This is a genomic window from Collinsella ihumii (assembly GCF_900046475.1).
Taxonomy (GTDB): domain Bacteria; phylum Actinomycetota; class Coriobacteriia; order Coriobacteriales; family Coriobacteriaceae; genus Collinsella; species Collinsella ihumii.
Genome location: NZ_FCOU01000009.1, coordinates 104,212 through 125,279 on the forward strand (window position 1 = coordinate 104,212; position 21,068 = coordinate 125,279).

The following is a 21,068-nucleotide window of genomic DNA, read 5'->3' on the forward strand; positions in this document are numbered from 1 at the left end:
ATTATATTTACGTATCAATGATTACGAAGCGCGCAGCTCGGTTCGGTCGGCGCGTTCCCATACGTTCTTGCGTTTACGATAGCCAACAAGTGCCAGCATGCGGACGACCGCAAGAATGAATCGCATGATGGTGACCTCGAAAATCGACAGGACGACAGCGCGGATGACGTCGGGCACCGTCAGACGCAAGTCCCTCGTCTGGACGCGTGAGAAGAACGCCGTCAGCGACATAACCGCTCCAAAGACCGCGTAGATCATGAAGAACACGATCATGAACGGAACGTTGATGAAATTGAACAGGAACGCGATGATGACCGTCAGGATACCGAACAGCTCGATTACCGGTGACAGAAGCTCATAGATAAGGAAGTACGTATATGAAAGCGTCGCGATGGTGCCGAACTTAAAGTTGGCAAACAGGCGCGCATGCTTCGTCATGACCTCAAATAGACCGGTATGCCAACGCCTACGCTGGCGGATAAGACCGCTGAGGTTCTCGGGAGCCTGGCTCCAGCAGATGGCATCGGGGGCATAACGGATTCGATACGGGATATCGTTGCCGCGGCAGAACACATGCAAGCGTGTGACGAGCTCCATGTCCTCGCCGACGGTCGTCGGGTCGTAGCCACCGATAGCGACGACCATGTCCTTCCTGAACATGCCGAATGCGCCGGAGATGATGAGGTTGCCGTTGAACTGATCGAGCAGGATGCGGGCAGAGAGGAACGAGCGGTCGTACTCGAGCACCTGCATGGCAGGGATGAGCTTGTGCGGCAGCGAGTAGGTCTGGATTCGACCGTCTTTCAGCGTGATGCCGTTTGCGGGACGGATAAGGCCGCCAACGGCGACCACGGTGTCGTCCTCGATGACAGGGGCGACGATCTCGCGCAACGAGTCGCGCTGCAACGCCGAATCGGCATCGATGCAGATGAAGTACGGATACTTGGAGATATTGATACCGGTATTCAATGCATCGGATTTACCGCCGTTCTCCTTGGAGACAAGCGTGATGGGAATGCCGTTGGCCTCCCCCACCCAGATACTCTTGATGGGTTGCGTCTTGATGCGGAGCTGGACCGGTCGCTCCATACGTTCGAGGAGGAACTCCTCGATGACCTTCTCGGCGGTATCATCCGTTGATCCATCGTCGACCACGATGATCTCATACAGCGAGTAATCGAGCTTCAACAGGGACGTTACCGAACTCGCGACGGTAACGCCCTCGTTGTGCGCGGGTACGATGATGCTGATAGGGACAAAGCAGTCCTTTGCGATATGGCTGCGGTACCGGGCCTCATGCTTGCGCTGGTTGAGCAGGGTTGAACCCACTGTTACCGATAGGAACAAGAAGGTTGCGTAGCCGATGAGATAGATGACGAAGAATACGCCGACTGCCCAAAGAAAGCCTTGTACAAATGCTGCAGCGGGACTCATGCGGCACCTCCGATGGAAACGGCGTCTCCCGACGCGGTAGGTTCAGACGATTCCGCCTCAGCCTGCTGCTGGGAACGGCGGCGCTCATTGTATTCTTTGCGCCTCTTTTCCATCTCCCAACGATAAAGCAGCATGTCGCGAGCATATCGGTCGGGGCCGTTGAGCACGTCCGCCAGGTCGGTCTCGAGATTCAGACCGAGCTTATACAGGCTCTGGGCGGCATTGAATCGAACATGGTAGACAGGGCTTCGCAGACAATTCTTGAGAGCGCGGATTGTCTTCGGGCATGGATACGATGCAAGCACAAGAGCCACAACCGCAGCGTACTCCCAAAGGGCAGCAGAATCGGAGCGCGCAAACCTGAGGAGAGTAGCAAGTGCGGGGTTCCACGGGTTGTGCATGAAGTAGCGAGCGCATGCCAAACGAAGATCAAGTTCCTCATCTTCGTCATCCATGATGTTCTTGATAAAGCGATAGCGATCCTCCGGGGCCCCTTCCTGGCCGATTCGCCCGGAGTCGGAAAGGCGTAGGAAGTTGATGAAGCAGACGCGCATCTGAAGTGAGAACGAATCGAATTCGGAGAGCAGCGCATCCGCGAGGTCGTCGCGATCGCCGGGGTACATGAGCAGCGTCTCGGAGACAAGTCGAGAGCTATGCTCCGACTCGATGCTGTCGAGCACGTGGACGGCACGCGAGATGTCCCTGGGCGAACCGATTTCGACAATCGCCTCAAGAGCATTCTGACGCGTGTACAGCGCATGGGAAGTAATGAAACCGGTGAACGCATCAATAAGTTTAGGATTGCAAGGCCGCGCTCGATACCAGCGCTTCGTGATGGCTGCATAATATGCCCTACGAAGCTGATCTCCTTTCGAGAAATAAGGTACAAGGTCCTCGAATACCGTTGATATGCCGTTGAGATAATGCTCGGAGGCCTTTGGTGAATCTTTATACAATTGCTCCATCGTGTAGTCGAACGACTCCATACCGGGAAGTCGCCTGAGCTTCTTGCGAAGCATGGCGCGATGCTCATCGGTTGGAAAATCGAGGTTACGAGCAATCTCCTCCTGCAACTCTTTACTGAGATACATCGTCTGCCGAGATAAATACCAGCTACGAATGCTTTCAATCTGAAGATACGACAGATTGAAGATGATCATCATCAGACAGATGATAGCGTAGAAGCCAATGATTACCTGAACACTCATGATTCATCACCTGACACAGCCTCAGCAGCGGCCTTGCGCGCCGCCTCCTCGGCGGCGGCGACTTCCGGACTGTTTTCTGCGAGCAGGGCCTCTGGGCTCACATCGTTAGCCCAAAGCTGCTGCATGATGAAATAGCTTTCCTTAAGGCGCTCGTGGTAGGTAACGGTTTCTCCCCAGCCGACCATCTTCTTGCTGAACAACGAGATGGTGTCATCCCCATCACCAATACCGATATACATGGTGTCGAGCGACATGTTCTCTACACCGTAGTGCTCGTAGTAGTCATCATGAATCTGCATATCCGACGGGTTCGAGAAGTTCAGCAGCTGCCAAGGGATCTTGATCTCGACGAAACCGCCTCCGAAACAAAAATCAGCAAGAGAGTTGTAATCTTTGTTAGCAGGATTAGCGTTGCCGTACGTCAACTTTCCGGTTTCATACGACTTGTAGAAGTACTTATCCGTGACAGGAATCTTGTCATCCGGAACGGCGTTCTTAATGACTGACGTGTCCGTCAACGTCTGGAGCAGCAAATCGATATGCATAAAGTTCGATGAATCGGAAGCCGGGATGTCGATATATGGGTCCTCACCGGTCATCGCACGAAGCTGCATGGCTCGGAGAACTTCGTATCGCTCTTGGACAAGGACACGGCTGTTATTCTTCCCATCGAGAACGATAAGGAAGTCTGCCGCTCTATCAAAGGTGACATGGGGGTTAATGGAAGTTTTCGACCCGCTCTTCTGTGTCGTGTCGATAGGCAGATAGAGCTTGGTGCCCTCGTTTACATCTGAGCCTTCGACCATGAAGTAGATGAACTTCTCATCGTATTTCATCGACAAGGTTCGCCCGTCGGAAGTACCGATGATGTCGTCTTCAGTCCACTCTTCCCTATCCTCATCGACATAGCTTTTGCTGCGATCGTTGCCCGGATCGAAGGACATCAATCCGAAGTACTGCTCATTCGTTTGGTAGTCGCTCCAGAACGGCGTTTCAAGCAGATCGACATTCGCCATGGTGTTCCATGTACGCTTGAACCATTCATCCTGCCAAGCGAACACGCAGCAACCCGAGCAGCCTGCAGTCATAATGTCGTCGTAGCAGCGAACCAGAGCCAAGCCCTGGTCGGACTCGCTCATGCTTCCCTGATTACGGTTTGTGTTTGCGTCTACCTGGGCCGAACCGCGCGCGCTCGGAATTCCGAACTCCGAGATTACCACTGGCATAGTGTGGTAATCGGCAAGAGTCTCAAGATAGGCGAGATACGTGTTGTTGTCACCGTACTTATCAACATAATTGGCGTACTGCGGCAGATACTGTAGATAATCGGGATAGTAGGGATAGATGTGGTACGAAGCGAACATTCCCGAAACGAGAGCATCTTCAGCAACGATGTTCTCCACATCGACCTTCGTGTACTTCTCGAAAAACACCTCGATGGCGCGAGGGTAATCGAAGGGGTCCGTGGTGGCCCAGTTGCTGAAAGCAAGCAGTCGCTGCTCTTTATACCGCGCCGCCTCGTAGTTCAACATGTCGTCGCCGACTTCGGCAAGCATGATCTCGAACGCGCTCGCATCAGACGTGGTGCTGATGTATTTGCCATGGTAGGAGCCAATGAGCTCGTTCGAGTTGTCGGTATAGGCGACAGTCGGTGCTTCCCACTCGACGCCGATGATATAGCCGAGAACCCACTCTGAGACGTCATATACGAACATACCCGATGCCGTAAGTCGGCCGAGCTCAACCCAGCGACGTCCATGAATGACGTCTACGACGGTTCGGCAGTCGGAGATGAAGCGGTCCTTGTAATCGGGATCGAATCCGTCCATATGGGAATTCTGGTTATAGTCGTCAATCCAGACGCCATGAATCAGATAGAGCGGGTCAGGGTTGTCAGTGTTATATTCCAGCAAGGCCTCATAGAATGATGGACTCTGGAGAATGTAGACGCGAACGGTATTCGCGCCCATCTCCTTGATGAGCTTGAACCACCTGAGATACGTATCCTTATCGATAGCATAATCGGTCGCGAAGTGACCCGGGATACCGATGCCCATATCGACGCCGCGAATCTCAAAGTCTTCCCAGCCGTCACCGGTGTTTATCTGGATTGTTTTATCCTCGGTCCGAGACCATGTTTCCAACGGGGCATTAGGATTGAGATCGATCACGATAGTGGTGCCGAAATACAGGAATGCGAGGAACATCGCCACGACCGTCATAACGGCGACCGAAATAATAAATCGTTTCACGGCACCTCCTTAGTGGTTGAATTTCTTAACAGCCGATTCGTGCGAATACTGACGAAGGTTCTCGATGTACCTATCAAGCCAAGCACCACGTGAAGTAATAAATGTCTTAAGATCTGAGACTGCTTCTTCAAAATTCTTTGGGCGTCTAGATTCAGGATCGATGGCGGTATCTTCAGGGGACTCCATCGCCCATCGATTAGCATCTCGCTGAACAGCGGGTCCAAGATAGTCAGCGACTTCATCGATCATTTGGAGCCAACTTTGATCAGACATGACACCTTCACGAAGGTCTCTATATCTGTCAATGACAAGCTTGCAGAACTGCTCATCTTTAAACAGCATACAATGCTCTTTTGCACAGTGTGGATAGATTTGACTCCATATATGCCGCCTAGCTGCGGCCTCCTCCATAGAAGTCCCGGTACCTCAGCGTACCGGGGCACTCCATGGCGCGACCGAGCACCATCGCGGCCTTCTCCATGGCGCCTGACGGCGGGTTGGCGATGACGCTGAACAGGTCGAGCCATCCCTTCAGGTCGGCGCGGTCGAAGCCCTTGTGGGCGTCCAGGAACGACTTCAGCAGGAAGTGCAGCCGGTTCACGTCCGCCAGCGGGTTCTCCCGGTCGGGCAGGCTCTTCAGCCGCCTCGAGTCGTACTCGACGCTGGCGAGCCCGAGCTCGCGGACCAGGGCGCGGTGGGACTTCTCCTTGTCGTGCAGGAGCGTCGAGCCCCGCGCGACGTGGCCCGAGTAGGCCGCGAGCGCCCTGGTCCGCGAGCTCGGGCTCGCCAGCGTCGAGTACGACTCGAGGCGGACCGGCCCCGGCCGTCGGTCGCGACCGCGATGCACAGCTTGTTGCGCGACAGGCCCCGCTTGAGGGAGCCGTCGGCGTTGCGCTCGGCCTCCGCCGCGGGGACCGGGTAGTACGTCTCGTCAATCTGGACGCGCCCGGAGAGGACGGTGCCGTCCTGGATCCCGTCGAGCACGAGGAAGAGCTTGGCGAGCCACCAGGGCGGGGTGGTCGGCGACCTGCGGTTCGAGCGGGCTATCTCGCGGACGCTGTCGAAGGAGAGCAGCTGGATGACGAACTCGCACCAATCCGAGACCGGCACCTTGCGCCCCTCGAAGATGGTCCCCGTGGCGGGCGTGAACGTCCTGCCGCAGGACCGGCAGGCCCAGCGCCTGACGCCGCGCGAGTCGAAACCGTCGCGCACGATGTCGGGCGACGCGCACCGCGGGCAGGATGCCCGCTCGTACCCGTTGAGGAACTCCGCGTCCCCGGCGGTCGGGGCGTGCCTGGCGGCGTAGGCCTCGCGGTGGGCCCGGGCGACGAGCGCCTGGGCGGGCGTGACGTCCGATTCGGGGACGCCGTCCCACGGCGTCGCGGACGCCGAGGGCATCTTCTTCCTTGCGCGCATGGTGGTGGTCCGATCCCGTCCCGCGGGATGCCGCGCGATCCGGACCACCACGTCGCGAGAGCGCGGCACCCCGCGGGACGCTCTCGCGGGCGTGCTATGTCATCTCGGATTATACGACCGAGGCAGTCGGGACGGCGAATCTATCCACACTGTGCAAAAGATCATTTTACAGCATATAATACCAATTGCGTTCAATGAGATAAAACTCATTAACAGGGGTTGGGTCTTGGTAGTTATTAAAAGTATTGTCGTAATCCCAAACTGGACCAAGAGTCACAAGGCCACGAATGTCTTTAAATAAGTAAGTGGAATACGCGCTGAAATCATCGTTAATTACAAACTCATTGAGCACGAACAGGTCAACGAAGCTTTCAACGTCAAGAGTTGTCCAATACCCGTATTGGGCAGTATCGTAGTCATATGAATACAGAGCCTTCTCCCAATCGCTAACATCTTGTTCAATGTACCTTCGCTGCGCCTCTGTCAATGTGGTTTCATTAGGATAAATAATATCCAGATAGTTGATAGACCTACGCGTATACAGGAGAAAGTCAGAAATTGTGGTGCTTGATGAGGCTGTTTCGTCAAGCGCAATGATATAGCTGGTTTCAGCTTGATTCGGATCAGATTCATTTATCTCAACACGACCTTCCTCCATCTTGATGGTGGAAACCGCAAGGTAAACGCCCTGATATTCATTATTAAGATAGAGTTCAAAGTATCGTACATCAGGAACATATTCACTCATGTATTGTCCTGCAATATTGTATGCAATATAGTTCCTCATTAACGACTTATCGACCGCTGGTCCATGCAAGGCCCAAGTTTCACTCTCCTGCATTCCCAAGAGGGGTAAGTTGTTGTCAGTCCCGTCTTCATTAATGAGAGTAATTGCAAAATTATGCTTATCAAACAATCGCGAGGAATTGCCTCTGACGCGAATAAGACAGTTGCTAGTCAAGTTAGGTTCATCGGACAGCCTATTCGCTGAACCTTCTGAATCAAATTGTTGTAAAGATGCAACAACCGTATCAGATCCATCAGCAGCAGGTTCAGGGACCGCGATCTTGTTTTCATCACGAATGACACGGCCGTCCGCATCGTACATCGGGCCGCCGGGAATCTTCTGGCCACCGGTGTCAATCGAGATGATGGGTAGATGCGTAGCGAAGGTGGCAGGGTCGGTATTCAGCGACGAGGCAGCAGCCTGATCCTCGGCAGAAAGATCAGAAAGCTGCTGCGACGTCTTATGCTGCAGCACGCGATTCTCGTATTCATTTCGTTCCGCAATCTCCCAGGTCGCGAAATGGGCGAAAACCGCTACGGCGATCAGCGCGAAACTGGAAAGAATGACAATGATACGTGTACGCATATAACCCCTGATATCTTAGCTGCCGATCTCGTCGTTCTGCGCGACGATGTTCACGTAATCGATGTTCTCGAGCTCATACAGACGGTCGGTGAGCGACGGTCCGCCGGGCTTCTGGGCGCGATCGAGTGCGCCCTTGCTGATCTCGTAGATGAGCTCAACGGAATCTTCAGTCGTATTCTTGACGCGCAGCGAAGCCTTGTTGCCGAGATACTCGTAGATACGACCCTGGACCTCGACCTCGCGGATCCGGGCGGCGCGCACGATGATCAGCGTGCGGACGTCATTGCGGATACGACCGAGCAGCAGCATAAGCAAGAACACGACGGCGCTGCCGACGGCAGCGGCCAGGAACTGCGCGACACCGCAGCAGATGCCGCAGATGATCGCCCAGAAGATATAGGTCGTGTCGCGGGCGTCCTTGATGGCAGTGCGGAAACGCACGATGGACAGGGCACCGACCATACCAAGGGACAAAGCGATGCTCGAGCCGATGACCATCATGACGGTGGTGGTCAGAACGGTCAGCGTCACCAGGTTGACGTTGAACTTCTGAGAGTAGATCGTTCCCGCATGGGAAACCCAGTACGAGAAGAAGATGGCGAGGCCCAGGCATGCTGAGATGATCACGCGTAGCGCGGCGTCCTCGAAACCGATAACTGAGGCGGAGCCCTCAAGCAGCTGATAAAGTTCCTGTCTCACGTTGTTTCCTCCCTAGAATTGATAACCCATGGTGATGTCACGGCTCAGACAGTACTTGCTCACTGAAAGCGGTCGCTTTGAGACCGAATTGATGGCGTCTTTGATGTAGCTCAGTAAGAACCCGTTGTACTTGACCTCGAGAATCACGTTGAACGGGTCGAGCACCGGATGCAAGCAGAGATTCTCATCGAACGGGTTGACGTTGGCCTCCGTGGCCCGCACCTCGGTATCGAAGGTAATGCGGATGCGGTTCTCCTTCGCCACAAACGCCTGGCGCTTGTACTCGACGATGGCCTTCGGCTTGTACCCATTGATGGTGATAAGTGAGTACATCTCTGACGCGAAGGTCTCGGGGCGCTGAAGCATCCAGCCCATATCTCCCTTGACCAGGGCCTGAGCCTCTTCACGATTGAGCGGAAGCGAACGCTTCATCTGGTCGTCACCCTGCTTCTGCTTGCATTCGAGCAGGGCGAAATCGCCTGCAGGATCGTACAGGCGCAGACGCACCTTACGGCGCGGATCGGTACCGAAGAGCTTCTCGACAAAATCCCGATCGTGCAGCGTGTCGAAGTACAGCGAGCGGATGCGGTACCCGCAGGAGCCGTTGTGCTCGTCTTCCTGCATGATGGCACCGAGCCGCCGCCTCAGCTTGACCGCGGTGACGGGATCGATGAGAAATTTCTTTTCCTGTCGCGTTACCTGGCGCAACGTCACTCCCCTATCCGGGGATCCGTTCAGGAGGTGCAACAAAGGGAGCATGCAGCCGATGCATGCCCGCAAATGACTTAATTGTCCGTGCATTCGGAGTTGGGCGCTTGGTCAGGGGTGCCGTCCCGCAACCTAGCGTACCTTGAGACTCCTGAAGGGAACCCGACCTATCCTTCCTCACATTTACCGTTCGTACCTATAAAATATAGCATTGGTTGAGCGCCCTCACACCAGATATGGGGACAATTTAAGTTTCAAACCCCATCGCTTGAGGGATACTATGTTGGTATCCCTGCCCATTCCGGCTTTCGTTGCCAAAAGAGATGCTTTCATGAAAGTTTCGGACTACATATTCAGTTTCCCGTTCGCACGCCTGAAGACCTACTTCCGTGAGGCGCGCGATGAGATCGTCGAGGCGAACCTGAGCTATCTTCGGTTCGCCTCGACGGCCACCTTGGTCCTGCTTATCCTGAACCTCTTCCTGGCGTCTCGCCTTATCCGAAACTGGACGCCGAGCGTATACCATATCGCGTTTCTGCCGGCCATGCTCGTGTTCAGCATCGTCACTTGGTTGCTGAAGAATAAGCGGGGCCTCTCGTCACGCGCCATCATGGTGCTCACCGTGGTGTTCGAGGTCGTCCTGTATGGATTCGTCATCGCTATCGACACGATCGGCTCCCCCGATGCGCCGAGCATCTTCGTGCAGCTGGTCTGCGTGGCGCTTCCCGCCGTTTTCATCCTGCCGCCGTGGATCTCATACGGCCTTGTGGGGTGCGCTGAGCTCGCCTGCTTCATCATGACGCACTTCAAGAACCCCTTTATCGCGCAGTACGACGTCTTCCAGCTGTTCGTGGGGCTGCTGTTCTCCATCTGCGTATCTCAGCTCGTGATGAGCTACAGGCTCGACACCTATGACATGAGGGCGAAGTACGAGGGCCTGAGTGTGCGCGATACGCTGTCCAACCTGTACAACAAGCGCGCGTTCTACGAGAAGGCGCATGCGTACCTGGAGCGCACGAACCCCTCCTCCACCTGCGCGATCGCGTTTATCGACCTCGACGACTTCAAGGCCGTGAACGACACGCTGGGCCACCGTGCGGGCGACGAGATCTTGATCGGCATGGGCAATATCCTAAGCGAGCTGTTCCGCCCGAACGACATCATCTGCCGGTTCGGCGGCGACGAGTTCCTGATCCTGTTGGATGGACTCGTCGATGAGCGGATCATCCGGCGCCGCTTCAGCTTGGTGCTCGACCGGTTCGCCATGAAGAGCCGGGAGCTCGCGGGCAGAAAGCTCACCTGCAGCGTCGGCGTCGTGTGCGCCGAGAACATCGACGTGAAGCTCGACAACATGGTCGCCATGGCGGATATCGCCCTCTACGAGGCGAAGCACGCCGGCAAGAACAACATCGTCATCACCTGGACCACGTCGCTTTCCAACTAGCGATCATTCGGGGACGGAGTAAATCTGATCACAGCAGCGCTGTGATCAGATTTACTCCGTCCCCGAATGATCAGCCCAGGGCCCCTCTGTGGGGCCCTGGGCGAAAAGGGGGAAGGCTAGCGCTTCAGCTTCGCGTGGGCGGCGGCGAGACGCGCCACGGGCACGCGGTAGGGTGAGCAGGACACGTAGTCCACGCCGGCCACGTTGAAGAACTTCTCGATGGACGCCGGGTCACCGCCGTGCTCGCCGCACACGCCGAAGTGCATATCGGGGTTCGCCGCACGGCCCTTCTCCACCGCCATGCGGACGAGCTCGAGAACCGCGTCGTCGATCGTCTCGAAGGGGTTGGCCTTGAGGATCTTGCGGTGCAGGTAGATGGGGATGAACTTCGCCTCGGCATCGTCGCGGGAGAACCCGAACGCCGTCTGCGTGAGGTCGTTGGTGCCGAAGCAGAAGAAGTCGGCGTGGCGGGCGATATCGTCGGCAACCAGGCAGGCGCGCGGAAGCTCCAGCATGGTGCCGACCGGGATGTCGAGCTTGACGCCGCAATCCCGCTCGACCTCTGCGATCACCTGTTCGATGATCTCACGCGTCTGCACGTGCTCTTCGGTGATGGCGACCAGCGGGACCATGATCTCGGGCCGCGGATCATAGCCATCCTTGATGAGCTGAGCCGTGGCCGTCGTGATCGCGCGCACCTGCATGAGCGGCAGATCGGGATACACGACGGACAGGCGAACGCCGCGAAGGCCCAGCATGGGGTTAGACTCCGACATGGCGTCGATTCGACGCAGACGGTCGCGAAGAGCGGCCAGCTCCGCCTCATCGGCTCCATCGGATTCGCTCTTGGCTATCGAGATCTCAAGCGCGCGCGGATCATCAAGGAACTCATGCAGGGGCGGGTCGATGAGTCGGATGACCATCGGTCGCCCGCTCATCGTCTTGAGCATCTGGACGAAGTCCTCCGTCTGCACGCGCAGCAGCTCCTGGAGCGCCTCGGCGCGCTCGGCATCATCATCGGAGAGGATGTAGGTCTGGATGATGTTCTTCCGATCTCCGAGGAACATGTGCTCGGTACGGCACAGGCCGATGGCCTCGGCACCGAAATCGAGCGCGAGCTTGGCATCTGCGGGGTTGTCGGCGTTGACGCGAACATGGCAGGGACGTCCGCCATCCTCGGACAGGCGAATCTCGTCCGACCACGCGAGAATTGTCTCGAGGTCTCCGGTCAGCTCCGCGGAGACCAAGGGAACGGCTCCGGCAACGACGATACCCGTCGCACCATCGATGGAGATGATATCGCCCTCATGCAGCACGATTTCCGTGCCGGAGACGCGAACCTCCTTCTTTGCGGCATCAATCTGGAACGCCTCGACACCGCAGACGCACGGCGTGCCCATGCCGCGCGCGATAACGGCGGCGTGGCTCGTCTTCCCACCATGGCTCGTGAGGATGCCCTCGGCCGCCACCATGCCCTTGAGGTCGTCGGGATTGGTCTCCCAGCGCACGAGCACGACGGGATGCTCCTCGGCAGCACGGGCGACGGCATCATCGGAAGAGAAGACGATCTCGCCCACGGCGGCACCGGGGCTTGCGTTCAGGCCGCGCGCCAGGATGTCGAGCTCGGCGCTCGCATCGAACTGCGGGTGCAGCAGCTGATCGAGCTGCGCGGGATCGACGCGCCCGACAGCCTCCTCGCGCGTGATGAGCCCCTCGTCGACCATGTCGATGGCGATCTTGAGGGCAGCGGTCGCCGTGCGCTTGCCGACACGGGTCTGGAGCATCCACAGGCGCCCCTGCTCGATGGTGAACTCGATGTCGCACATGTCGCGGTAATGGTTCTCCAAGACCGTGAAGACGCGCTCGAGCTCCGTACCCGCCCTCTCGAGGCCTTCAACCGTCTTCAGGTCGGAGATGGGCTCGGTGTTCCGGATGCCTGCCACGACATCCTCGCCTTGAGCGTTGACAAGGAAGTCTCCGTAGAACTCACGTGCCCCGTTGGCGGGATTGCGCGTGAAAGCGACACCGGTCGCAGAGGTCGCGCCCTTGTTGCCAAACACCATGACCTGGACGTTGACGGCCGTGCCGAGGTCGTCGGGGATGCCGTTTTGCTTGCGGTAGAGGATGGCGCGCTCGTTCATCCAGCTGCCGAAGACGGCCTGGATCGCCAGGCGGAGCTGCAAAGTGGGATCTGCCGGGAAGACGATCTCGCCGTCGACGAGGAGCTCCGGATGGTCGGTCGCGTCCACATGCTCGGAGAAGATCTGCTTGAACTCGGCGACGAGCTCTTCGAGATCCTCGGCGGAAAGCTCGGCATCGCTTCGGACCCCTGCGATGAGCTTCTTCTGCGTGATGGCGTTCTCGAACAGCTCGGCATCGACGCCGAGCACGACATCGGAGAACATCTGGATGAAGCGGCGATAGGAGTCCCAGGCGAAGCGCGGGTTTTCGGTCTGCGCGATGAGGCCCTGGACGGATGCATCGTTGAGCCCGAGGTTGAGGACCGTGTCCATCATGCCGGGCATGGAGAACGGCGCGCCGGAACGGACGGAAACTAGCAAGGGGTCGGCCGGATCGCCCAGGCGCTTGCCCATGCGGCGCTCGAGATCCGCCTCCGCCTCGGCGATCTCATCGAGAGCGCCTTCCGGCCACGTGTTGCCGGCAGTTGAATACTCCACGCAGGTCTGGCACGTGATGGTGAATCCCGGAGGCACGGGGAGCCCGATGCGAGCCATCTCGGCCAGGTTGGCGCCCTTGCCGCCCAGGATGTAATTCATGCTTGAGGAGCCCTCGGTCACATCGCGTCCATGCTCGTCCGTGCCAAAGCGATAGATTCGCTGCTGTGCGCTCACGATAATCCCCTTTCTCGCGTACCCCCGTACGCACTATCGTGGTATCTGCCGGACGCCCATCCGCATCCGGTACCGGATATCCTAGCCGTTCGAGGGACTGCGCAATACGGCACGACGCACGTTTAGCCAACTGCGTAACTGGTTTAGTACCAGTCGATAACGGTAAAAGGTTTAAGCATGGAGTCTTAGTATGTGTACCATGGTGATACCATGCAGCGATTGTTTCACAATGGTTTCCGTACCATCCCAGGCAATGCAAATCGGGGACGTGCAAATCGGGGAGGTACCTGTTTCTTGCATGCATGTGCAAGAAACAGGTACCTCCCCGATTTGCACGCACGACGGTTAACGGTTGCGGCGTTTCGCTCGGGCTTCCTGGACCGCTTCCAGGCGCCCGATGATCTCGGAGGCTGATTCCTCGATCGCCTTGTTGTCCGTTCTAACGACAAAGCAGCCGAGGCGCTTCATGAGCGCTCGCGCCTCCTCGAGTTCATGCGCGATGGCCTCGGGGTCCGCATAAGACGAAGCGACGGCCCGGGTCATGTCGTCCCCGAGCCGGCTGTCGCGGATGCTCGCGATGACATCGGTCGTCGACAGCAACCCGAACAGCCTCATGGGGTCGACGGCGTAGATCGAAGACGGCGGTTCCATACCGTGCGCCAAGGGGATGTTCGCGACCTTGTAGCCCTGGAACGCGAGGTACATGGACAGCGGCGTCTTCGAGGTCCTGGAAACGCCGAGCAGCACGATGTCGGCATCGGAGAGGTCCACGGCTCCGCGTCCATCATCATGTTCGACGAAATACTCCATCGCCTCGATGCGATGGAAGTAACGCTCGTCGGTCCGATGTATGGTGCCGGGAGTACCAGCGGGATCCATGCCGAGCAGATCGGAGATGGTGTTGAGCGCCGATCCCAGCAAGTCGACCGATGGCACTCCGAGATGTTGGAGGGTGAAGGCGAGGTTGTCTCGCAGGCCGGGGTCGACGATCGTATAGAAGACGGCTATGGGCTCACCCGAAGCGATGCATGGCGCGATATAGCGTTCAACCTGGCCGATGTCAGAAACTTTGGGTAGACGGGCGATGCGTATCGATCCTTCAGGAAACTGGCCCGCGGCTGCAAGCACCATCTCGCAGGCGGTGTCTCCGAGCGAGTCGGAGATGACGTGGACGGTGGCGGATCTCGTCGGCTCTGTTCCCATGGCGCTACCTTTCCGAAAACCAGTGGACCACCAGTATCGCACGGCCGGAAAGAAAAGCGCGGCGGACACCCGTGAAGGGTATCCGCCGCGCTGGGAGGATTCGTGCCGAGACGCTTACTTCTTCTTGGCGAGCGCGCCCATGTCGGCGATGTCGGTGAAGACGGCCTCGAAGCGGTTCAGCAGGCGCAGGCGGTTCTCGCGGAGGGCCTGGTCGTCATCCATGACCATGACGTCATCGAAGAAGCGGTCAATGGGCTCACGCAGGGCCGCGAGCCCGGAGATGACCTCCTTGAAGTCCTTGTTGCCCAAGGCGATTCGCACGTACTCGAGCGCAGCGTCGGTTGCATGCATGAGCGTGCGCTCGGCATCGCCCATGATGGACTCGTCGACATCGATGCCGAGGTCCGAGTCCGAAAGGTGGCTTGCACGCGCGTACGCGGTGGCAAGGTTCTCGAACGTATCGGGATCGCTTTCGCGCGCGTTCTCAAGCTCATGGGCCAGGGCGAAGTAGTCGACGGGCGCCGACACGGATCCGGCGGAAACCGCAGCGACCGTATCGGGGGCGATCTTCTCGTCACGAGCCATCTGCTCCATACGGCCCTTAATGAAGGCGCACACGGCGGCGCAGACGGCGTCCTTGTCGAAGGCGAGGCCCTGTTCGGCGTAGGCGTCGAGCGCGGGGCCCACAAGCTCCTCGTAGCCGCAATGCAGGCGCTCGCGGAGGATGTTCAGGATACCGATGGCACTGCGGCGCAGGGCGAAGGGGTCCTTGGAACCGGTCGGCGGCTCGTCGATGGCGAACATGCCTACGATGGTGTCGAGCTTGTCGGCCACGGCTACGATGCAGCCCGCGATGCCCTCGGGCAGGTCGTCGCCGGCGAAGCGGGGGCGGTAGTGGTCGCGGATGGCGGAAGCGACCTCATCGCTCTCCCCTGCGGCCTTGGCGTAATAGCCTCCCATGACGCCCTGCTGGCTGGTGAACTCGACGACTGCGGAGCTGACGAGGTCCGCCTTGGCGAGATGGGCGGCGCGCTGGGCGTCGGATGCCGCATGGGCCCCGATGTGGGCCGCGCTGGCGATGGCGAGCGCAAGATCCTCCATGCGCTCCGATTTCTGCAGGACGCTGCCGAGCTTCTCCTGGAAGGCCACGTTTGCGAGGCGCGCGCGGAACTCCTCCATTGGAACCTTGAGGTCCTCGTCGTAGAAGAACTTCGCGTCGTACAGGCGGGCGCGAACCACGCGCTCGTTGCCGTCGACGATGCGCTCGGCGTTCTCGGGCCGGCCGTTGCCGACGACGACGAACTCGCGAGTCAGCTGGCCCTGCGCGTCGTAGATGGGGAAATAGCGCTGGTTGGACAGCATGGACTCGCAGATGATCTCGTGCGGGACGTGCAGGAACTCCTCGTCGAAGGTGCCGACGAGCACGGTCGGCCACTCGCAGAGGTTCACGACCTCGTCGAACACCTTCTTGGGCATGTCGACGCGCGCTCCACCACGCTCGGACTCGATGGCCCGGACGCCCTCGAGGATGACCTCGCGGCGGCGCTCCTCGGACAGCACGCCGTTCTCCTCGAGCACCCGCTCGTAGGACTCGGGATTCAAGACGACGTGGTCGCCGGGGCCGAGCACGCGATGGCCGCGCGTCGTGTTGCCGCTCTCCACGTCGGCGTAGCTCACCGGGACGACCTCGTCGCCCAGCAGGGCGCAGATCCAGCGGATGGGCCGCACGAACGTCTCGTGAGTGGAGCCCCAACGCTGGCTGCGGTAGTTCGGCCACTCGAGGTCGGAGATGATGGAGCGGCAGAGATCGGAGAGCAGCGGCAGGGCCGGCGCGGCGGGAATGTCCTTCTCGGCGAAGACGTACTCACGGCCGTCGGTGTCGACGCGGCGCGCGAGCTCGGAGGCGGCCAGCCCGCACTTGCGGGCGAAGCCCTCGGCGGCCTTCGTGGGGTTGCCGTCCGCGTCGAAGGCGATGTTGGCGGCAGGGCCGCGCTTGACCTCGTGAATCGCCTCGGTCTCGGTCGCAACGGTAGTGAGGATGGCGAGGCGGCGGGGTGAGGAGATGACGCGAATATCGCCATGAGCGAGGCCGGCTCCGTCGAGCCCCGCGGCAGCCAGCTTGGGAAGCTGCTTGACCGCGTTCATAAGCGGCGCCGAGGGCATCTCCTCGGTGCCAATCTCGAACAGGAAACTGCGGGTTTCAGCCATGTTAGGCGACCTCCCCTTCCGTAGTGTCGGCGCCGGCGACCTCGGCGAGGTACGCCTCGCAGCAGGCCTTGGCGACCGTGCGAACGCGCAGGATGTAGTTTGCGCGCTCGACGGCGGACAGCGCGCCGCGCGCATCGAGGATGTTGAACGCATGGCTGCACTTCATGACGCAGTCATAGGCCGGAAGCGGGAGCTTGGCCTCAAGGCAGCTGTGGCACTCGCGCTCGTAATCATCGAACTTCTCGCGCATCATCTCGACGTTGGCGACCTCGAAGTTGTATGCGGAGAACTCGCGCTCGTTCTCGAGGAAGACGTCGCCGTAGGTCATGGGCGTGCCGTCGGGCAGGTAGCTCCAGACCAGGTCGTAGACCGAGGTGACGTTTTGGACGTACATCGCCAGGCGCTCGAGACCGTAGGTGATCTCGACGGGAACGGGATCGACTTCGATACCGCCGACCTGCTGGAAGTACGTGAACTGCGTGACCTCCATGCCGTTCAGCCAGACTTCCCAGCCGAGGCCCCAGGCGCCGAGCGTCGGGCTCTCCCAGTCGTCCTCGACGAAGCGGACGTCATGGTCCGCGGGATCGAGGCCGATGGCCTTCAGGGAGTCCAGATAGAGCTCCTGGGAGTTGGCGGGACTCGGCTTGATGAGGACCTGGAACTGATAGTAGTGCTGCATGCGGTTGGGGTTCTCGCCGTAGCGGCCGTCAGCGGGACGGCGGCAGGGCTGCGCATAGCAGGTGCGCCACGGCTTGGGACCGAGGCTGCGCAGCGTCGTTGCGGTGTGGAACGTGCCGGCACCGACCTCGGAATCGTAGGGCTGCATGATGACGCAGCCATGGCTTCCCCAGTACTGCTGGAGACGGAGGATAATCTCCTGGAAGGAGAGGGCGGAATTTTCCATCCTTACATTCCCCTCGACGATACTGTTCATACGGTCAAGATGATAGCTTATACGCCTGGCTGTAGATGGAAAAATAGGAGCTGGCACCTTATTCCCACGCGTTCGGGTTCTAAGGCGGAGCCGATCAACGGTACCGTCCTTCCTTCTATGGGGCCAGAGAGCCACCGGATGCCTGCGTCCCCGAGGAAAGTGGCTGAAAATTTCTGTTTTGCTGTAAGCAGACTCAGCTGAAGTCGTTCGTTCTGGCCGTAATGCCCATATTGGCCGCTTATGGCGAGGGCGCCATGACTCAGAATGACTCATATGTGGCATAGGCAAAGGGTAGGATGGTCCCGACGACGGGTTTCAGGCCCGATCGCACGGCATCGCAACAGCAAAATAGAAATATCCAGCCACTTTCGCCTGAAGGAGGGATCTACGCGGGGCGAGCAATCGCTGAGCATCGTGGGGCCAGGCCTCTGTGGCAAAGCTCGATCACCGCCTTTACCAGGCCACCCGCTAACAGGGCCCAGTAACAGTACCCCGAACTGCGAGAGAGGGTCCCTTGAATGGCCCTCTCTCGCAGTTCGGGGTACTGTTACTGGGTACCGTTGCCGGGTAATCCCGTGGATTTACCGATGGCCGGGGCACATCGGAGCATTAATCAACAGTTCTACAGGATGCCGATGCGGTTGAGCGGCCAATAGCGGAAGACGACGACACCGATGACCTCGCTTTGCTCAACGGGCCCGAAATACCGGGAATCGGCGGAGTTCTCGCGGTTGTCCCCCATAACCCAGACGCAGCCGTCGGGCACCGTATAGGGATAGGACAGCTGGACGCCTTCCGCCTGGCTTGCGAGCGGGTAGGACGAACCCTGCGTGTAGGGCTCATCGAGCTGCTGCCCATCGACGTACACGCGCCCCTCGATCAGATCGACGGTCTGGCCCGCCGTCGCGATGACGCGCTTGACGAGGATGTCGTGGTCCGAGCTCGCATCGGGGTTCGAGAACACGATGATCTCACCGGGCTGCGGCATCTGGCCGAGCTCGGTGGTGACCTTTTGCGCAAAGACCTGGTCGCCGATCTCGATCGTATTCTCCATCGATCCCGTGGGGACCATATAGGGCTCGATGACGAACGTGCGGACGAGCATCCACGCTGCGAGCGCGATCGCGAATACGACGACCCATTCGATGATGTCGCGGACTGTTGAGTTGGCGTGCGGTGTCACGAGCGCTCCCTACTCGGTAGATGATGGTGCTTCCGCACTATGATAGCGTTCGATGCACTCCTGCGCGAAAGCGCGTTCCTTGTCAGTGAGGCCGGCGCCTTCGATGAGGTCGGGACGCCACCGACAGGTGCGCTCGATCGCGTTCGCGCGTCGCCATGCGTCGACCTTGGCGTGGTCTCCCGAGAGGAGCACGTCGGGAACGCCCTTGCCGCGGAAGTCGGCGGGCCTGGTGTACTGGGCGTACTCCAAAAGACCCCCCTCGACACCGCCCGAGAACGATTCGTCGACGTTGGACATCTCGTCACCCAGCGCGCCGGGAAGCAGGCGCACGACGGCGTCGGCGACGACCATGGCGGCGAGCTCGCCGCCGGTCAGCACGTAGTCGCCGATCGAAATCCGCTCGTCGGCATAGTCGTAGGCCCGCTCGTCCATGCCCTCGTAGCGGCCGCAGACGAGCAGGATGCGATCATGTGCGGCCAGGCGCTCGGCGGTGCGCTGCGTGAACGGCTCGCCGCAGGGCGTGAAGAAAATCGTATGGGGATGAGGCCCCGTCGATGCGATGTCCTCGATGGCCTCAGCGAGGGGCTCGACCTTCATGAGCATGCCCTGTCCCCCGCCATAGGGCTCGTCATCGACGGTGCGATGGTGGTCGTGCGTCCAATCGCGCAGGTTGTACGCCTCGAACTCGAAAATGCCCGCCCGGCGGGCGCGGCCCAGGATGGAGGTCGACATGACGGGCTCGAACATCTCGGGGAACACCGAGAGGGTCTCTATGCGCATGGGTCATCCTTTGCCAAGTGTGCGATGGCGTCGATCAGGCCGTCCATGATGCGCACGGAGATCGAACCCGTATCGGAAAGGTCGACGATGACATCTTCGATAGCGGGGATGAGCACTTCCCCATAGCGACCGCCTTGAACGACCCACACGTCGTTCGCTGGCGTCTCCATGACCTCGCTCAGCGTGCCGAGCTCTCCGTAGCGCTCATCGACAACGGGGCGTCCCACAAGGTCGTCAAACGCGCGGTCGAGCAGCCCGAGGTCCAAGTCGGCCTCACGGGCGAGCACGTAGCAGCCGGCAATCCCCTCTGCAGCGTCCAGGTCGTCGATGCCCGAGAACTTCGCGAGGCCGGATACCTCGTCGGCCTTCTCGATCGTGCAGAACCTGTCGCGCTTGAGCGCGGGCGGGGTAAGGGCGACGGTCATATGTTCATGTAAAAGGAAGGGAAGGCCCCGCAGAGCTTCTACGGAAACCTCCCCCTTGATGCCGTGCGGAGATACCACACGGGCGATGTTCCTATATGCGGTCGTCAAGGTTATCCCAGGACCTCCACCTCAACCGACGTGCCCAGTCGCGCTGCAAGAGCACGGGCGAGCGTGCGGATGGCCTTGATGGTGCGACCGTGACGGCCGATGACCTTGGCGACGTCATCGGTGGCTACGGAGACCTCGATGGTCGAGGATGCCTCACCGTCAATAACCTCAAGGCTGACAGCATCGGCGTCATCGACGATGTTGACAACTAGGTACTCGACCAGATCTGCGATGCGGTCGGAGATCATCTCCTCGCCCTCGAGATCCGTCATCTCATCGTCGATGCGCTCAGTGAGCTGATCGGACAATGTTACTCCTCGGTGGCCTCAGCCTCGGCGGCAGCAGCCTCAGCAGCACGCTTGGCCTCCTCGGCCTCCTTGGCAAGCTGCTTCTTGGACTTCTTGACCACGGTCTCGGTCTTGGGACCGGCCTCGGCGGCGCGAACGAGAGCGGCGACGGCGTCGGTGAGCTGAGCGCCCTTGGACTGCCAGTCAGCGATCTTCTCGAGGTCGAGGTTGATGGTCTTGGGGTTGGTCAGCGGGTTATAGCGGCCGACCTCCTCGATGAAACGGCCGTCGCGGGGCGAACGGGCGTCGGCGACGACAACACGGTAGTACGGACGCTTGTGAGAACCGTGACGAGCGAGGCGGATCTTAACAGCCAATGAAAACTCCTCCATCTTATGCAGCACGTGCTGCACCAACAAACAAACAGTATGGAATAATACGCCAACAGCCCGAGCAGGTGAAGCCCGTGAGAGCGACTTCTTCGGTATGGCCGCAGGCAAATTCATATTTTGACCACTCAAGCGGATATTGCAAGCCCTCCATGCAAAATCAAGA

At 59.2% G+C, this 21,068-nt stretch carries 19 protein-coding genes; 1 reads left to right on the plus strand and 18 read right to left on the minus strand.

Annotated features, from left to right (window positions below; genetic code table 11):
• Positions 1-21: 21 nt before the first annotated feature.
• The 9 genes from BN3789_RS07180 to BN3789_RS07220 form a co-directional block, all read right to left on the minus strand.
• Positions 22-1,434 carry a glycosyltransferase family 2 protein gene (locus BN3789_RS07180; RefSeq protein WP_079989171.1) on the minus strand — a complete coding sequence of 471 codons (1,413 nt, stop codon included), beginning with the start codon at positions 1,432-1,434 and terminating at the stop codon, positions 22-24.
• Entirely contained in the window at positions 1,431-2,642 is a 1,212-nt protein-coding gene (locus BN3789_RS07185; protein WP_066832146.1) for a HEAT repeat domain-containing protein, read from the minus strand. The genes BN3789_RS07180 and BN3789_RS07185 overlap by 4 nt, the downstream gene beginning before the upstream one ends.
• On the minus strand, positions 2,639-4,894 hold the full coding sequence (locus tag BN3789_RS07190) for a glycoside hydrolase family 113 protein (RefSeq protein ID WP_187119127.1): 2,256 nt from the start codon (positions 4,892-4,894) through the stop codon (positions 2,639-2,641). The genes BN3789_RS07185 and BN3789_RS07190 overlap by 4 nt, the downstream gene beginning before the upstream one ends.
• Positions 4,895-4,903: 9 nt before the next feature.
• Positions 4,904-5,236 carry a CotH kinase family protein gene (locus BN3789_RS12710; protein ID WP_161938985.1) on the minus strand — a complete coding sequence of 111 codons (333 nt, stop codon included), beginning with the start codon at positions 5,234-5,236 and terminating at the stop codon, positions 4,904-4,906.
• Positions 5,237-5,285: 49 nt separating this feature from the next.
• On the minus strand, positions 5,286-5,495 hold the full coding sequence (locus BN3789_RS12715) for a hypothetical protein (protein WP_147569601.1): 210 nt from the start codon (positions 5,493-5,495) through the stop codon (positions 5,286-5,288).
• 35 nt (positions 5,496-5,530) lie between these two features.
• Positions 5,531-6,292, minus strand: a complete 762-nt coding sequence (locus tag BN3789_RS12720; RefSeq protein WP_161938986.1) for an IS1/IS1595 family N-terminal zinc-binding domain-containing protein — start codon at positions 6,290-6,292, stop codon at positions 5,531-5,533.
• 184 nt (positions 6,293-6,476) lie between these two features.
• Positions 6,477-7,682, minus strand: a complete 1,206-nt coding sequence (locus BN3789_RS07210) for a CotH kinase family protein (RefSeq protein ID WP_066832154.1) — start codon at positions 7,680-7,682, stop codon at positions 6,477-6,479.
• Positions 7,683-7,697: 15 nt separating this feature from the next.
• On the minus strand, positions 7,698-8,381 hold the full coding sequence (locus BN3789_RS07215; RefSeq protein WP_066832162.1) for a DUF4956 domain-containing protein: 684 nt from the start codon (positions 8,379-8,381) through the stop codon (positions 7,698-7,700).
• A 12-nt stretch (positions 8,382-8,393) separates the two neighbouring features.
• Positions 8,394-9,089, minus strand: coding sequence for a polyphosphate polymerase domain-containing protein (locus tag BN3789_RS07220; protein ID WP_087199144.1), 696 nt, complete (start codon positions 9,087-9,089; stop codon positions 8,394-8,396).
• A 331-nt stretch (positions 9,090-9,420) separates the two neighbouring features.
• Between BN3789_RS07220 and BN3789_RS07225 the strand changes: the two genes are divergently transcribed.
• Positions 9,421-10,533: a GGDEF domain-containing protein gene (locus BN3789_RS07225; RefSeq protein WP_066832172.1), complete on the plus strand. Its 1,113-nt coding sequence runs from the start codon at positions 9,421-9,423 to the stop codon at positions 10,531-10,533.
• A 116-nt stretch (positions 10,534-10,649) separates the two neighbouring features.
• Here BN3789_RS07225 and ppdK read toward each other — a convergent pair whose 3' ends face one another.
• The 9 genes from ppdK to rpsP form a co-directional block, all read right to left on the minus strand.
• The gene (ppdK, locus tag BN3789_RS07230) at positions 10,650-13,385 is read right to left on the minus strand and encodes a pyruvate, phosphate dikinase (RefSeq protein WP_066832175.1); all 2,736 of its coding nucleotides are present in this window, start codon (positions 13,383-13,385) and stop codon (positions 10,650-10,652) included.
• A gap of 345 nt (positions 13,386-13,730) precedes the next feature.
• Positions 13,731-14,588 carry a pyruvate, water dikinase regulatory protein gene (locus tag BN3789_RS07235; protein ID WP_066832178.1) on the minus strand — a complete coding sequence of 286 codons (858 nt, stop codon included), beginning with the start codon at positions 14,586-14,588 and terminating at the stop codon, positions 13,731-13,733.
• Positions 14,589-14,702: 114 nt separating this feature from the next.
• Positions 14,703-16,796 (minus strand): glycine--tRNA ligase subunit beta, encoded by a 2,094-nt coding sequence (gene glyS / locus BN3789_RS07240; protein ID WP_066832180.1) that lies wholly within the window; start codon positions 16,794-16,796, stop codon positions 14,703-14,705.
• 1 nt (position 16,797) lies between these two features.
• Positions 16,798-17,700, minus strand: a complete 903-nt coding sequence (locus BN3789_RS07245) for a glycine--tRNA ligase subunit alpha (protein ID WP_066832182.1) — start codon at positions 17,698-17,700, stop codon at positions 16,798-16,800.
• A 652-nt stretch (positions 17,701-18,352) separates the two neighbouring features.
• Positions 18,353-18,913 (minus strand): signal peptidase I, encoded by a 561-nt coding sequence (lepB, locus tag BN3789_RS07250; RefSeq protein ID WP_066832184.1) that lies wholly within the window; start codon positions 18,911-18,913, stop codon positions 18,353-18,355.
• Between the two features lie 9 nt (positions 18,914-18,922).
• Entirely contained in the window at positions 18,923-19,693 is a 771-nt protein-coding gene (gene trmD / locus BN3789_RS07255) for a tRNA (guanosine(37)-N1)-methyltransferase TrmD (RefSeq protein ID WP_066832186.1), read from the minus strand.
• Complete coding sequence (gene rimM / locus BN3789_RS07260; protein ID WP_229254253.1) at positions 19,684-20,196, minus strand: ribosome maturation factor RimM; 513 nt, start codon at positions 20,194-20,196, stop codon at positions 19,684-19,686. The genes trmD and rimM overlap by 10 nt, the downstream gene beginning before the upstream one ends.
• A 32-nt stretch (positions 20,197-20,228) precedes the next feature.
• On the minus strand, positions 20,229-20,498 hold the full coding sequence (locus tag BN3789_RS07265) for a KH domain-containing protein (protein WP_066832593.1): 270 nt from the start codon (positions 20,496-20,498) through the stop codon (positions 20,229-20,231).
• 38 nt (positions 20,499-20,536) lie between these two features.
• Positions 20,537-20,890, minus strand: a complete 354-nt coding sequence (gene rpsP, locus BN3789_RS07270) for a 30S ribosomal protein S16 (RefSeq protein WP_066832190.1) — start codon at positions 20,888-20,890, stop codon at positions 20,537-20,539.
• Positions 20,891-21,068: the final 178 nt, after the last annotated feature.

Bases quoted from the DNA above. Each gene is read 5' to 3' on its own strand.
- glyS (WP_066832180.1), bottom strand. From the start codon at position 16,796: ATGGCTGAAACCCGCAGTTTCCTGTTCGAGATTGGCACCGAGGAGATG.
- BN3789_RS07180 (WP_079989171.1), bottom strand. From the start codon at position 1,434: ATGAGTCCCGCTGCAGCATTTGTACAAGGCTTTCTTTGGGCAGTCGGC.
- trmD (WP_066832186.1), bottom strand. From the start codon at position 19,693: ATGCGCATAGAGACCCTCTCGGTGTTCCCCGAGATGTTCGAGCCCGTC.
- BN3789_RS07185 (WP_066832146.1), bottom strand. From the start codon at position 2,642: ATGAGTGTTCAGGTAATCATTGGCTTCTACGCTATCATCTGTCTGATG.
- BN3789_RS07225 (WP_066832172.1), top strand. From the start codon at position 9,421: ATGAAAGTTTCGGACTACATATTCAGTTTCCCGTTCGCACGCCTGAAG.
- BN3789_RS12710 (WP_161938985.1), bottom strand. From the start codon at position 5,236: ATGCTGTTTAAAGATGAGCAGTTCTGCAAGCTTGTCATTGACAGATAT.
- BN3789_RS07210 (WP_066832154.1), bottom strand. From the start codon at position 7,682: ATGCGTACACGTATCATTGTCATTCTTTCCAGTTTCGCGCTGATCGCC.
- BN3789_RS07265 (WP_066832593.1), bottom strand. From the start codon at position 20,498: ATGACGGATCTCGAGGGCGAGGAGATGATCTCCGACCGCATCGCAGAT.
- BN3789_RS12720 (WP_161938986.1), bottom strand. From the start codon at position 6,292: ATGCCCTCGGCGTCCGCGACGCCGTGGGACGGCGTCCCCGAATCGGAC.
- BN3789_RS07245 (WP_066832182.1), bottom strand. From the start codon at position 17,700: ATGGAAAATTCCGCCCTCTCCTTCCAGGAGATTATCCTCCGTCTCCAG.
- BN3789_RS07235 (WP_066832178.1), bottom strand. From the start codon at position 14,588: ATGGGAACAGAGCCGACGAGATCCGCCACCGTCCACGTCATCTCCGAC.